At 67.2% G+C, this 12,325-nt stretch carries 12 protein-coding genes and 2 pseudogenes; 6 read left to right on the top strand and 8 right to left on the bottom strand.

Annotated elements, in window-relative coordinates; all coding sequences use genetic code 11:
- A pseudogene (locus ACESK5_RS17110) lies at positions 1–676 on the bottom strand (RNA-guided endonuclease TnpB family protein); the annotation flags it as partial.
- Between the two features lie 321 nt (positions 677–997).
- On the opposite strand from ACESK5_RS17110, the gene ACESK5_RS17105 reads away from it, so the two are divergent.
- Positions 998–1,243: a CopG family transcriptional regulator gene (locus tag ACESK5_RS17105; protein ID WP_372912790.1), complete on the top strand. Its 246-nt coding sequence runs from the start codon at positions 998–1,000 to the stop codon at positions 1,241–1,243.
- Positions 1,244–1,332: 89 nt separating this feature from the next.
- On the top strand, positions 1,333–1,974 hold the full coding sequence (locus ACESK5_RS17100) for a class I SAM-dependent methyltransferase (protein ID WP_372912789.1): 642 nt from the start codon (positions 1,333–1,335) through the stop codon (positions 1,972–1,974).
- A 149-nt stretch (positions 1,975–2,123) separates the two neighbouring features.
- On the opposite strand, the gene ACESK5_RS17095 is transcribed toward ACESK5_RS17100, so the two are convergent.
- The 6 genes from ACESK5_RS17095 to ACESK5_RS17070 form a co-directional block, all read right to left on the bottom strand.
- Positions 2,124–2,849, bottom strand: a complete 726-nt coding sequence (locus ACESK5_RS17095; protein WP_372912788.1) for an ABC transporter ATP-binding protein — start codon at positions 2,847–2,849, stop codon at positions 2,124–2,126.
- Positions 2,846–3,586 (bottom strand): ABC transporter ATP-binding protein, encoded by a 741-nt coding sequence (locus ACESK5_RS17090; RefSeq protein ID WP_372912787.1) that lies wholly within the window; start codon positions 3,584–3,586, stop codon positions 2,846–2,848. Before ACESK5_RS17090 ends, ACESK5_RS17095 begins: the two co-directional genes overlap by 4 nt.
- A complete protein-coding gene (locus ACESK5_RS17085) occupies positions 3,583–4,614 on the bottom strand; it encodes a branched-chain amino acid ABC transporter permease (RefSeq protein WP_372912786.1) in 1,032 nt (343 codons plus the stop codon). The genes ACESK5_RS17090 and ACESK5_RS17085 overlap by 4 nt, the downstream gene beginning before the upstream one ends.
- Positions 4,611–5,504 carry a branched-chain amino acid ABC transporter permease gene (locus ACESK5_RS17080; RefSeq protein ID WP_372912784.1) on the bottom strand — a complete coding sequence of 298 codons (894 nt, stop codon included), beginning with the start codon at positions 5,502–5,504 and terminating at the stop codon, positions 4,611–4,613. Before ACESK5_RS17080 ends, ACESK5_RS17085 begins: the two co-directional genes overlap by 4 nt.
- A gap of 6 nt (positions 5,505–5,510) precedes the next feature.
- On the bottom strand, positions 5,511–6,878 hold the full coding sequence (locus tag ACESK5_RS17075) for an ABC transporter substrate-binding protein (protein WP_372912783.1): 1,368 nt from the start codon (positions 6,876–6,878) through the stop codon (positions 5,511–5,513).
- Between the two features lie 324 nt (positions 6,879–7,202).
- Positions 7,203–8,057 (bottom strand): DUF502 domain-containing protein, encoded by an 855-nt coding sequence (locus ACESK5_RS17070; protein WP_372912782.1) that lies wholly within the window; start codon positions 8,055–8,057, stop codon positions 7,203–7,205.
- Between the two features lie 665 nt (positions 8,058–8,722).
- On the opposite strand from ACESK5_RS17070, the gene ACESK5_RS17065 reads away from it, so the two are divergent.
- The 3 genes from ACESK5_RS17065 to ACESK5_RS17055 all read left to right on the top strand — a co-directional run bounded on the left by ACESK5_RS17065 (position 8,723) and on the right by ACESK5_RS17055 (position 11,017).
- A complete protein-coding gene (locus tag ACESK5_RS17065; RefSeq protein WP_372912781.1) occupies positions 8,723–8,875 on the top strand; it encodes a hypothetical protein in 153 nt (50 codons plus the stop codon).
- A gap of 103 nt (positions 8,876–8,978) precedes the next feature.
- Positions 8,979–9,743, top strand: coding sequence for a hypothetical protein (locus ACESK5_RS17060; RefSeq protein WP_372912780.1), 765 nt, complete (start codon positions 8,979–8,981; stop codon positions 9,741–9,743).
- A gap of 347 nt (positions 9,744–10,090) precedes the next feature.
- A complete protein-coding gene (locus ACESK5_RS17055) occupies positions 10,091–11,017 on the top strand; it encodes an SDR family NAD(P)-dependent oxidoreductase (protein WP_372912779.1) in 927 nt (308 codons plus the stop codon).
- A gap of 5 nt (positions 11,018–11,022) precedes the next feature.
- On the opposite strand, the gene ACESK5_RS17050 is transcribed toward ACESK5_RS17055, so the two are convergent.
- The gene (locus tag ACESK5_RS17050; protein WP_372912778.1) at positions 11,023–12,150 is read right to left on the bottom strand and encodes an RNA ligase; all 1,128 of its coding nucleotides are present in this window, start codon (positions 12,148–12,150) and stop codon (positions 11,023–11,025) included.
- A 94-nt stretch (positions 12,151–12,244) separates the two neighbouring features.
- Between ACESK5_RS17050 and ACESK5_RS17045 the strand changes: the two are divergent.
- Positions 12,245–12,325: pseudogene (locus ACESK5_RS17045) on the top strand (IS6 family transposase); the annotation flags it as partial.

The raw sequence follows: 12,325 nt of genomic DNA, 5'->3' as shown, positions 1-12,325 counted from the left end.
GGCTCTCGTACTCCCGATGCCAGTGGTTGAACTCGTCTGCCGACCAGAAGCGCCCCGTTGAAACGACGGCGATGTTGTTGACGCCCAAATCCACACCAAGGACTGGTCTGTGCTTGGAATCGGAGTCGGACGATTCGTCGTCTGCTACGACCTTCCGCATGGAAGCGTGCAAATACCAGTCGCCGTCTCGGTACTGCAAGTGTGCCATCCGAAACTCGAAGTCCGCGTCGGCGACGTACTTCGTCGGTGGGTTCTCCGGGTCGCCGGGAAGGATGTAATCGCACTCGATTCTCCCGTCTATGGTGGAGAGGGATACGTGGTCACGGTGGAACGTCGCACTTCGCTTGTCGTACACCGCGCTGTCCGCTGAAAAGTAGGGTCGTGAGGTGTTCTCTCCACGCTTGAGGCGTTCGACACCACTTTTAACTGCTTCAACAGCCCGCCGAATCCCCTTTTGGACGAGGTTGGCGGTGAGGTCGGTTTCGTCGCGGAGTTGGTCATAGAGAACTTGTTCGGCTTTGGCTTTGGATGTGACGTGGTATCCGTCGTCGCCATGCCAGCACCACTCCGAAGCGGTGTTGGCGCAGTGTTTGAACTGCTCGACAGTCTCACGAAGGAGCGAATCGACCCCATCGGGCGTGTCGAGTTTGATGACGGCGGTACGACGGTACTCCACTGTGTTTCACATATTGGTCTATGGTTATTTGATAGCTGGGAGTCGGCCTGCCATCGTAGCGTGGTTTGTGTTCTCGGTTGTCGGCTTCCTCCCCGAGGTCAAGCCTCGGGGCATCCGCCTTGACTTTTCTGTGAACCACGACGTGGGTCGGTCGGGAGACGAGCCGTGCCCGCGGGTCGTGGCCGACGTGCGTGGAGACGAGTGTGAACCCGTTCGGGGCGGAGGTCGGTGCTCAGTCCCTCTCGGCCGCTCTCCGTGCGCTGTCCGGGACAGTCAGGGTGGAGCGCACATTTATCACCTGTGCATCTCTGAGTATGGAGCATGTCGAAAGTCGAACTCTCGCTGCCCGACCGCATCGATAACGACATCCGCCGACTCGTCGAACAGGGCGAGTTCGTCAACCGCGACCAGGCCGTCGAGGAACTCCTCTCGATGGGGATGTCCGCGTACAACACCACGTCGACCGACGATTCACAGGATCCAGAGGAGAACCTCTTCTCGCAGGCCGTCGAGGACCAGCAGGACCCCGCCGCCCGCACCGACACGGGCGACGACTACACGTTCTGACTGCCCTCGTCCGACGCGGGTGCCAGGGGATCACGCCACGCCGGACGAACGCGACTGTGAGCGCGCCGAGACGCCCGGCCGACGGACTCATGCGTCCGCTCTCCCTCTCTCGAGACGTGCAACCCGTCCTCTCGGCGGCCGAACGACAGCGGTTCGACGAACGGCCCGACGCCACCTTCTACGACAGCCCGCGGTTCGTCACGCACGCCGACGACGCGTTCCTCGCGCGGTTGACCGACCTCTACGCGGACGTGCTCGACCCCGGTGCCCGCGTCCTCGACGCGATGAGTAGCTGGGTCAGTCACCTCCCCGGGGAGTCGTCCGAGTACGAGGTGGTCGGTCACGGACTCAACGCGGAGGAACTCGCCGCGAACGACCGCCTCGACGAGTGGTTCGTCCAGGACCTCAACAGCGAACAGCGGCTCCCGTTCGCGGACGGTCGGTTCGACGCGGTCTGCTGTGCGCTCTCCGTGCAGTATCTGCAGTACCCCGGCCGGGTGTTCGCGGAGTTCCGGCGGGTGCTCGCGACCGGCGGCGGCGTCGTCGTGAGCTTCTCGAACCGCCTGTTCCCGACGAAGGCCGTCCGCGCGTGGCGGGCGGCGTCGATGGAGGACCGAGTCGACCTGCTGAACCGGGCGTTCGACGCCGCGGGCGGGTTCGAGGAGCGCGACGTCGTCCGTGACCGGCCGGGGACGGACCCGTTCTACGCCGTCGTCGCCCGTGCGACCTGAGCGGTGACGCGCCGGTAGTCGCCGGGCCGTCGCACCCACCGATCCCGCACCGAGCGACGGCCCGGAGACCCCGTCGACCAGACCAGACCAGACCAGGCCAGGCGGGACGGGACGGGACCGGTGGACGCGACGGGGTGAGCCGTCGGGCTCTACAGGCCGAGGTAGAGGTCGAGCAGTTCGTCCTCGTCGGCGAGGTCGGTCGGTTCCCCGTGGAACTGCACCTCACCCTCGGCGAAGATGTAGACGTAGTCGGTGATGCGGAGCGCCGCGGAGACGTTCTGCTCGATGAGGACGACCCGGGCACCCCTGTCGACGAGCGTCGTGACGAGGTCGAACGCGTCGTCGACTAGCTGTGGCGCGAGACCGGCGGACGGTTCGTCGAGCAGGTAGGTGTCCGCCCCGGACATCATCGCCCGACCGAGGCTGACCATCATCTGCTGACCACCCGAGAGGCTCCGCGCCTTGTCGTCCAGCTTGTCTTCGAGCACGGGGAACGCGTCGAGGACCTCGTCGACCCGTCGCTCGACCGTCTCGTTGTCGTCGACAATGAACGCACCGACGCGGAGGTTCTCCTCGACCGAGAGGCTGTCGAAGACGCCGCCACCCTGTGGGAGCGTCGCGATACCGTTGGTGACGGTCTCTTCGGGCGGTCGGCCGGTCAGGTCGACGTCGCCGTACCGGACGCTCCCCGACCACACCGGGACGACGCCGTTCACCGCCTTCATGAACGTCGACTTCCCGGAGCCGTTCGGCCCGAAGATGGAGGTGACCCCCTCACGGTTCTCGAAGGAGATGCCGTGGAGCACCTCGTGGTCGTCGTAGCCGGTGACCACGTCCTCGGTGACCAGCGTCGGCGGGTCGGCGTCGGTGCTCATATCGGGAGCCCCTCGTCTTCGGCGGTGGTTCCGAGGTACGCTTCGCGGACCTGCTGGTCCTGTCTGACCTCGTCGAACGTCCCCTCGGCGATGAGCGACCCCTGGTCGAACACCGAGACGGTGTCGACGATAGACCGGATGACGTTCATGTCGTGCTCGACGACGACGAACGTGGTCCCCTCCGCGTTGAGTTCGCGGATGTGGTCCATGATGCGCTCCTGCAGCGCCGGATTGACGCCCGCGGCGGGTTCGTCCAGCATGATGACCGTCGGGTCCAGCATCAGGACCCGCGCCAGTTCGAGCAGTTTCTGCTGACCGCCACTCATCCCGCTGGCCTGGTTCTCCGCGACGTGGTCGATGTCGAGGAACGCCAGAATCTCGTCGGCTCGGGCCCGCTTGTCGACGGCGTCAGTCGTCTGTACGGCCATCATGTTCTGTCGGACGGTCATGTTCTCGAACGGCGAGACGATCTGGAAGGTCCGCCCGAGCCCACGGCGCGCAATCCGGTGAGGTTTCCACCCCGTGATGTCGGTCCCGTCGAAGGTGACCGACCCGCCGTCGGGCTGGTAGAACCCGGTGACGGTGTTGAAGAACGTCGTCTTGCCGCTCCCGTTCGGGCCGATGATACCCCTGATCTCTCCGCGGGGCACCGAGAGCGAGATACCGTCGTTCGCCCGGAGCGCCCCGAACGTCTTCGTCAACTCCTCCGTCCGGAGGATGGTGTCTGTGTCGCTCATAGCAGGTCGAACTTCTCCGCGAGTTCGCGAGCGTTGTTTCGGATGTCGGTGCTGTCGACCTCGCCTCGCAGGATGCCGACGACGCCGCTCGGCGCGAACAGCACGACGAGCATGATGAGGACGCCGATGAGCGGGAGGTAGATGGTCGACTGTCCGAGGAACACCGACGAGAGGCGCTGGAGGAGGAAGACGACGATGCCGCCGATGATGGGTCCGGCGATGGTCCCCAATCCGCCCAGGAGCGCCATGATCACCATCTGGTCGGTGATAATGGCCGCCAGCACGTCGTTCGGGTGGATGAACGTGATGAAGTACGCGTGGACGCTGCCGAAGAGCGCCGCGACGGCACACGACAGCACGTACACCTGTCGCTTGACCCGGGTGGTGTCGATGCCGAGCGACTCGGCGGCGTCCTCGTCGTCCCGGAGGGCCTTCACGCGGAAGCCGAACTCGCTGCGCTCGAAGAGGACGTACGAGACGGCAATCGTCGCGAGACAGAGTATCAGCATGAGGTAGTAGAACAGCGTCGTCGAGAGTCCGCCGACCGGGAGGCCGAAGCTCGCCGCGGTGGTCGGCAGGCTGAGGCCGAACGTGCCGCCGGTGATTTCGAGGTTGAGCGCCAGCTGTTTGAACGCCTCGGCGAGCGCCCACGTCGCGATGGCGAAGTACGCCCCGGTCAGTCGGAGCGTCGGGACGGCGACGAGGTACGCGATGACGGCGGCGGCGACGGCGGCGACGGCGAAGCCCGCGAGGAACGGGAGTCCGAACGTGACCATCACGGTGCCGGTGGCGAACGCACCGATGCCGAAGTACGCCCCGTGTCCGAAGTCGAGGTAGCCGGCGTAGCCGCCGATCATGTTCCACGACTGTGCGAGTCCGATCCACATGAGCGCGCCGAGGCCGATGCGGGTCCAGAACGCGCCGAGCCCCATCGGGAGCGCGACCAGCGCGACGACGGCGAGGACGACGAGCCAGGCCGGGACGGACCCGATTCGGGCCGAGAGCACGTCGGTCGTCCGTTCGCTCACGACGCCCACTCCCCCTTACCGAGGATGCCGGCCGGCGAGACGAGCAGGACGAGGTAGATGAGCGCGAACAGCACGAGCAGGACGACCTGACTGCTCGCGTACACCGCCGTCAGGGACTGGGCCAGACCCAGCACGATACCGCTGAGAATCACGCCGGGGAGGTAGCCCATCCCGGCGAGGACGACCATGAAGAACGCGAAGGCGGTGTACTGGAGACCCATCCCGGGGTTGGCAGTGAACACCATACCGATGAACACGCCGGCAGCCGCGGTCAACGCGGCGTAACTCCCGTAGGCGATGGACTGGTACCGGTTGATCTTGATGCCCATCAGGCGCGCGTTCGTCCGGTCCTCGGCGATGGCCCGGATGGCCATCCCACCTTTGGTGTTGTAGAGGTAGTACATGAACGCCCCGAGCGCGACGACGCCGAAGACGGCAGTCGCGGCGCGGACGTACGGGAAGATGCCCACGCCCGGAACCGTGAGGCTCCCCTGGAGCAGCGACGACGGAACGTCGCGGTTGTTGGGTCCCAGAATCGTGAGGACGGACCCACGGAAGAACGTGGCCAGACCGAACGTGAACACGAGCCCCATCAGCAGCGGCTGCGGCCGGTCACCCGTCGTGACGTGGTGGATGAACGGCTGGACGAAGAAGCCGACGACGAAGAACGCGACGAGGACCAACGGGATGACGAAGACCCCCTCGGACCCGAGCGCGGGGGCGGCGAGCCCACCGATGATCGCTCCGAGCATCACGTACTCGCCGACGGCGAAGTCGACGACTTCCAGGACGCCGAACGCCAGCGAGAAGCCGACGCCGACGGTGACGTAGATACCGCCGAGCAGCAGGCCGTTGACGATGGTCTGAATCAGCAGTCCCGTCTCGACCATCGCTCGTTACCGCTCACTCCAGCTCGGAATCGGGTACGTCGGCTCGTCGACGGCTTCGTCCTCCGGCCCGACGATTTTCGGCGAGCCGTCCTCGGCGAGCTGGATGAGGAGCGACGTCGTGTTGATGTTGTTGTGGTAGTACTCGCCCTCGGTCTCGAACTTCACGTCCCCGTAGAACGTGTTGACCTCGATTTCCTCGAGGACGGAGACGAGTTCGTCCTTGTCGTCCTGCGAGAGCGGCGGCGCGGCGCCGAGCTCTTTGAACGCCTCCTGGAAGACGATGCCAGCGGCCGTCGACCCGGCCTGCGTGTAGTCCGGGGCGCTCCCGTAGGCGGCCTGTGCGGCGTCGGCGTAGGCGCCCGGTGAATCGAACAGCGCGCCACCGGAGCGGTCGGCGCTCGGGAGCCAGACGGTCGCCCCGAACGTGTGGGCCGCACCGGCACCCGCGCCGTCCTTGTAGCTCCCCGTGTTGACGCCGTAGTGCATCATGAAGCCGTTCGGCGAGTAGTCGAACTGCTCGGCGGCGTTGATGAGGTTGACGTGGCTCCCGATGTGTCCGCCGTGGAGATGGAGGTCCGGGCCCGCGCTCTTCGCCTGAGAGACGACGTTCGCGTAGTCGGCCCCGCGCGGGAAGAGCTGGAAGTCGAGGACCTCGACGCCGGCGTTCTCGGCGGCCGTCCGCATCGCCTCCGCCGTGCTCTTCGAGAAGGGTTCGTTCACCCCGGTGATGTACACCGATTCGGCGTTCGGGTCGAGGTTCAACAGCGCCTCCCCGGTCTCGCTAGCGATGATCGAAACCGTCGGAATCGTCCCGAACGAGTACTCGAACTGCTCTTTCCATATCTGCGGCGACTCCGCGCTGCCCGTGATGTGTGGCATCGAGTTCCGCTCCATGATGGGACAGACGGCCAGCGTGACGTTGCTGGAGTAGGGGCCGAGAACGGCGTCGACGTTCTCGTTGGATATCATCCGCGAGGCCGCGTCGGCACCCGAACTGGGCTTCGACTGGGCGTCGGCGTAGACGATTTCGACGTCGTACGACTCCCCACCGACCTCGATGCCCCCGTTCTGGTTGATGGTGTCCGCCCAGAGGTCGTATCCGCGCTTGGTGACGCCGCCGCCGAAGCGAAGGTCACCAGACAGCGACGTGACCGCACCCAGTTTGAACCGGTCACGGCCGCCGCCAGTACTCCCGGTGCTCCCGCCGCTCTCGGTGTCGGTGCCGGAGCCACCGTCCGAACCGCTGGAACCACCGCTTCCGCTGTCAGTGCCGGAGCCGCCGCCGGAACAGCCCGCGAATCCGACCGCGATTGCGCCTGCACCCGCCGTTTTCAGGAACCGCCGACGCGACTTGCTCGTGTGGTGGTCTGCCATAGCAGGAAACCGGTATATAGACCATCACTTAATAGTTTGGGATATTATGACGTGCGGTGTAATACCGTAGAGGCGTCGAAAAATTAGTACAATCGTCGTAAAAAATCGGAGCCGCACCGCTGCGACGGGGCGCGGGGGAAGGATGGCGGAGCCGACGCGCTGTGCCGGACGAGAGCGAGACACGGGAGACGACGAGAACGGGACACGGTCGTCCAAAAGGAGGGAGCGCGACGTCGTCTGGGAGTGGCCGGCACGGCCGATCTCGACGCCGTCGTGGCGGCGACAGAGAAGGAGCGGTGGAGTCCCGACGGCCGCGAAGCCGCGTCAGTCGCGTCGGGGGTCGCCCTCGGAGGCCTCCTCCGCAGCAGGACGCTCGGGCGTGGCCGTCGGCTGGAGTTCGATGTCGGTCGCCGCCTTGAGGTCCTCCATCGAGGGGACCTGCGTCCGGTCGTCCTCGTTGCCGGTGGCGACACCGCTCGTCAGGATGCTCCGGATGCCCTCCTCGATGGTCATGTCGACGTCGTGGACCCGAGAGCGGGGGACGTGCGTGAGGAACCCCCCGGTGACGGGGTTCGGCGCCATCGGGAGGAACATCGTCACCATCCCGTCGTGCCCAGTCGCGTCGCTCACCGAGTCCGGGGACGGACCCGTCTCGAAGCCGATGACGTACAGTTCGTCGCCGAGACACTCGACCAGTTTGACCTCGCGGAACTCGTCGGCTCCCTGGTCGAGCATCGCGTCGCTCATCCGGCGGAAGCTCCCGTAGACGGTCCCGACGCCGGGGATGGAGGTGATGGCGAGGTCGACGTAGTCGATGACCATCTCGCCGTAGCGGTTGTGCCCGACGGTGCCGACTGCCACCACCACGGCCAGGAGCACGGCAACCGTGATGAGTTCGGTGTAGAAGTCGGTGACCGTCGAGTACAGCCCCGCTTGCACCATGAACTGCGCGATGCCCGCATCGGAGAGTCGCTCGATGACGCCGACCCACCGGAGGATGTCGATGACGGGCACGAGCGCGTCCGTCACCAGGTCGAGCGTCATGTTGACCAGATAGACCGTGATGACGACGGGGAGGAGGATGGCGAAGCCGGTGAGCAACACCTCGAGCGCCGTCTCGTAGGCACTCTTGCCCGCCTCGACTGCGGTGGGCGTCGCGGTGTCGGTGTCACCGGTCACAGTCGACCACGACCGGGACCGGGACGAACTGGGTGAGCGGGTGGCGCGTGCGCTGTCTCGACGCTACTGGGAGGGAGGCTGGAACCGAATCGACTGCTCGTGACGACCGTCGGCTGGCGGCCGTGTGCGAGGGGACCGAGTCGCTCGAATCGTTCCACGTACTGCGTCACGCATAATGTCCAGTGGGCTGAAGGGAAGTGTCTTGAGGTTGCACAGCGGTACACGCCGCTCACACGCCGCCGTCGAAGCCGTCTCAGGGGGGCCACGCGTCGGGGCGTCGGTCGACGAGACGGGGCCGAGAGACCTCGGGGCGTCCCGGGGAGGCCGTCGGACCTCGCTGAGACACGGGATGCGTCCCCGTGTCGGGCGCGGACTCGGAGACCGGCGGAGCAGCCGAGCGGTGCGTCCTCGTCTGCAAGGTCCGGTCGCCGTCGCACTGCCCCCTCCGGCGACGACGATGGAGACGTCGTCGGAGACGCGAAGCGGCGTGGGGACGTTCGAGAACGAACGACGCGAGGGACCGGACGAGACGAGCGTCCGGGTCACGCGCCGACGGGACCCCGTCGACCCGAACCGGCGTGACCCGCCGACAGTCCGTGGAGCCGGACCTTCCAATCATATCAACTCAGTCACATTTATGCCGGCGTACGTCGACAGGAGACACGATGAGTCTCACCGAGCTGGTGACGTCGCTGGTCGGACGTGGGGGACCGCGGGTGTACGAGTGCCGGCACTGCGGGGCGACACTGCTCGGGGCGACGGCCGTCTGTCCCTACTGCGGGCCGACGGACGTCGTCACGTTCGACATCGAGGGGTAGCACGCGGGGAACGTGGGGGCGAAGAGCCGGGCGGGGACGTGGCAGTTCGCCACGTGAGACGGGGAGGCCAACCGTTAAACCCCTCGCCGTGAACGGACGGGGTATGCGAGCGCCTCTCCTCGCGAGTACCGGTGTCGTCGCCGGCGTCCGGTACGACCTGCGGACGCTCCACGGCCTCTGGATGGCGCTGGCCTTCCCACAGCTCCGGGAGTCACACCCGGTACTGGGCCAGTGGTACCCCCAGACGACCCTCCAGCGCCTCGCCTACCGAGCCTGGGCCGTCATCGGTGGGCTGGGACTGCTCGTCGGCTACCCGCTCACCGTGGCCGGCTTCGCGGTTCGCTTCTACGCCCGCCGCTTCGACCGGACGGCGACGCGCATCGGCGTGGTGGGCACCGTCCTCCTGGCCGTCCTGGTCTGGGGTGCCCTCGCGGCGCTCGCGCGCGTCCGGTTCTCCCCGGAGGGTTTCTTCGCCGTCGCCGCCGCCGGGTCCGTCGCCGTCGTCGCCACCGTGCTCGCGCTGGTGTTCGCCCGCGTCGGTGGGCGGGTGACGACCGTCCTCTTCGCGTACCCCCTCGGCGTCGTCGCCGTCTTCCTCCCGCCGGTGGTCGCGGCGCTGTACTCACCGACGCTCGCGGGCGTCGTCTTCCCCGAGAGCGAGTCGCTCGCCATCTGGCTGCTCGACAACGTGCTCGTCGTCGGCGACCTCAACACGCGCCTCAGAGCCCGCTTCGACCTCGTCGGCTTCGCGTACGTCGGGATGTGGAGCGGACTGGCCGTCCCGGTGGGGTGGACGCTCGGCGTGCTCGTTACGCTCGCGAACCTGGTGCGACCGACGGACGAGGACGGCGACGAGCGCGAGGCGTGAGGCGGGCGGGCGTCGAGCCGACTCGACGTCGACGACTCGCCGACCCGGTCGTCCCTCGGGACGACCGAAGCTATTAGGCGCAAGCCACATCCAGTGCTCGAATCTACGGGTCGGTGGGCCCGCGAGGGGTTACGCCCCCCGTATCACCTCTCGGGGCCCATCCGACACCCTGGTCCAGAGGAGTGAGTCCGACCCACGCCGGGCGAGAGACCGATGGCCCGGCGAGGTCAGCCGAAGCGGGGCGTCGGACCGGTTCGACACGTCAGTGAGGCGAACACCTCCGAGCGACTGCCCCGCGGGCGGCGTCGGAACGACCCCTTTTGTCGCTCCGCTCCTCACCTTCGCCCATGGACCACCCACCCGAGCGGCGCGCGGGCGTCGCCGACGCCGACCTCACGGGGACGACTGCGCTGGTGACCGGATCGACGAGCGGAATCGGCCGCGGGGCCGCACTCGCGCTCGGCCGACTCGGCGCGGACGTCGTCGCCCACGGCCGCGACGCGGACGCCGGCGCCGAACTGGTCGACGAACTCGTCGACGTCGGGTCGGACGCCCGGTTCGTCCGCGCCGACTTCGCTGACGTCGACGCGGTACGTGACCTGGCCGACGAGACACGCGAGACGACCGCCGAACTCGACCTGCTGGTGAACAACGCGGGCGGGTTCTTCCGCGAGGCCCGGCTCACCGATCTCGGCGTCGAGTACACGTTCCACGTCAACCACCTCGCGCCGTACCTGCTGACGAACGAACTGCTCGACCACCTCGCGCCCGGGGCGCGGGTGGTGACCACGGCGTCGGAGGCACACCGCAGCGTGACGCTCGACCCCGACGCGGTGACGTCCATCGGCGGGTACTCGGGGTGGACCGCCTACCAGCGGTCGAAGCTGGCGAACGTCCAGTTCGCCTTCGAACTCGCCCGGCGACTGAACGACCGGGGGTCGGCCGTCACCTCGAACGCGCTCCACCCCGGCGCCATCCCCGGGTCGGGGTTCACGCGGTTCCTCCCGACGCCGCTCTCGCAGGGGGCGAAACTCCTCGAAGCCGTCCCGGGCGTCACGTCCGTGAAAGACGGCGCTGCAGCACTCGTCTTCCTCGCCGTCTCCGATCGGGTGGACGACGTGTCGGGACGGTACTTCTCGAAGCAGCGGCAGGCCGAACCCTCACGGGCCGCTCGGGACCACGAGGCACAGCGACAGCTCTGGGAGCGCAGCGCCGGGTTACTGGGAATCGACGAGCCGCTCGGGCAGGCGGGAGTGGCGGAGGGAACTCGCTGACGACGTCACTCGTCGCGCGTTCCACCCTCCAGATAGTACTGGATGCGGTCCTGCGTCGACTCGGACACCTTCACGAACTCGACGACGCGCTCGCCGTCCGTGCGTCGGTCGGACGCGACGTCGAGCGTGAGCGACTGCTCGCGCAGGTGGTCGAAGAGGGCGTCCACCTCGTCGGGTGGCCCCCGGACCGTCTGTCGCTCGCCGACCGTCTCTCCCCGGGAGACGTCGTCGATGGTCTCGACCATCGGCAACAGGATGGCCTCGCCGAGGGCGTGGGCGCGCTCGCGACGCCGCTCTTCGGAGCCGTCGAACTCGGCCGCCTGGAACACCTCGCGGACGACCCGCGAGAAGACGAAGTCGCGGCCGTAGTCGAACGGGAGGGAGAAGGCGTACGCGAGTTCGTCGTGGTGCTGTGACTCGGTGGTGTACTTCACCATCGACGTCGCGTCCGCGGCCTTCAGCACCACCCCCTCCCGGCCGGCGTCGTCGAGGTGGTCGATGGCCTCTCGAACCGTTTCGACGGCCGCTGCCGGGTCGACCCACCCGAACAGGCGGGGCTGGTCGAAGCCGTACGCCGCACAGCAGTCGCGCCGCCGCTCGACTGGTAGTGGCTCCCCCGACTCGCGGTCACGGACGTCGAACACGCGGAACGCGTGGGAGTCGACGTCGTCGTAGTCGTGAGACGTGTACGGCGTCTCGGGGCCGACGAGTTCGGCACAGAGCATCCGCTCGGGATGGTCGGCGAAGAACGACGACAGGTCGAGTCGGGCGCGCGCCCGTCCCGTCGTGTACGGGCAGACGTACCCGCCGCGAGTGAACGCGAGCGGTTCGCCCAGGTCGACGATGCGGACGTTGAAGCCGTCGAGTTTCTCCTCGACGGCGACCCGCTCGTCGGCCGCGAAGAACGACTCGACACCGGGGTCGAGCACCAGAACGCGCGGGACGCTCGGGTAGCCGCGGACGACGGCGTCGGCGTCGGGCACGACGACGGTCCCCCGCTCGACGTCGTGGTGCGCCGAGGGCATGGCGTGGTACGTCCGGTCTCCGTGCGTCCGCGTCTCGAAGTGCTCGAAGAGGTCCGCGGGGGTCTCCGCGCTGGTCGACAGGCGCTCGAAGTACGCCCGTTCGTTCATACGGAGGGTGACGCCGCCCGCGTGCAAAAGATTCGGGGCGGAGGGCGCGGGTCGTGTTAAGTTAGGAATGAGGCGGTCGTGGTTTCGGATGTCCATGGCCGAAATCAACCGCCTCAGCGAACCTACCGAGTGGATTGACTTGGGATTTGTGGAGCGACAGCGGACACCCGAGTTC

This window comes from Salinigranum sp. (assembly GCF_041641895.1).
Taxonomy (GTDB): domain Archaea; phylum Halobacteriota; class Halobacteria; order Halobacteriales; family Haloferacaceae; genus Salinigranum.
This window is presented reverse-complemented; position numbering and strand designations above follow the sequence as displayed.

Bases quoted from the DNA above. Each gene is read 5' to 3' on its own strand.
- ACESK5_RS17050 (WP_372912778.1), bottom strand. From the start codon at position 12,150: ATGAACGAACGGGCGTACTTCGAGCGCCTGTCGACCAGCGCGGAGACC.
- ACESK5_RS17055 (WP_372912779.1), top strand. From the start codon at position 10,091: ATGGACCACCCACCCGAGCGGCGCGCGGGCGTCGCCGACGCCGACCTC.
- ACESK5_RS17075 (WP_372912783.1), bottom strand. From the start codon at position 6,878: ATGGCAGACCACCACACGAGCAAGTCGCGTCGGCGGTTCCTGAAAACG.
- ACESK5_RS17090 (WP_372912787.1), bottom strand. From the start codon at position 3,586: ATGAGCGACACAGACACCATCCTCCGGACGGAGGAGTTGACGAAGACG.
- ACESK5_RS17080 (WP_372912784.1), bottom strand. From the start codon at position 5,504: ATGGTCGAGACGGGACTGCTGATTCAGACCATCGTCAACGGCCTGCTG.
- ACESK5_RS17105 (WP_372912790.1), top strand. From the start codon at position 998: ATGTCGAAAGTCGAACTCTCGCTGCCCGACCGCATCGATAACGACATC.
- ACESK5_RS17060 (WP_372912780.1), top strand. From the start codon at position 8,979: ATGCGAGCGCCTCTCCTCGCGAGTACCGGTGTCGTCGCCGGCGTCCGG.
- ACESK5_RS17100 (WP_372912789.1), top strand. From the start codon at position 1,333: ATGCGTCCGCTCTCCCTCTCTCGAGACGTGCAACCCGTCCTCTCGGCG.
- ACESK5_RS17095 (WP_372912788.1), bottom strand. From the start codon at position 2,849: ATGAGCACCGACGCCGACCCGCCGACGCTGGTCACCGAGGACGTGGTC.
- ACESK5_RS17065 (WP_372912781.1), top strand. From the start codon at position 8,723: ATGAGTCTCACCGAGCTGGTGACGTCGCTGGTCGGACGTGGGGGACCG.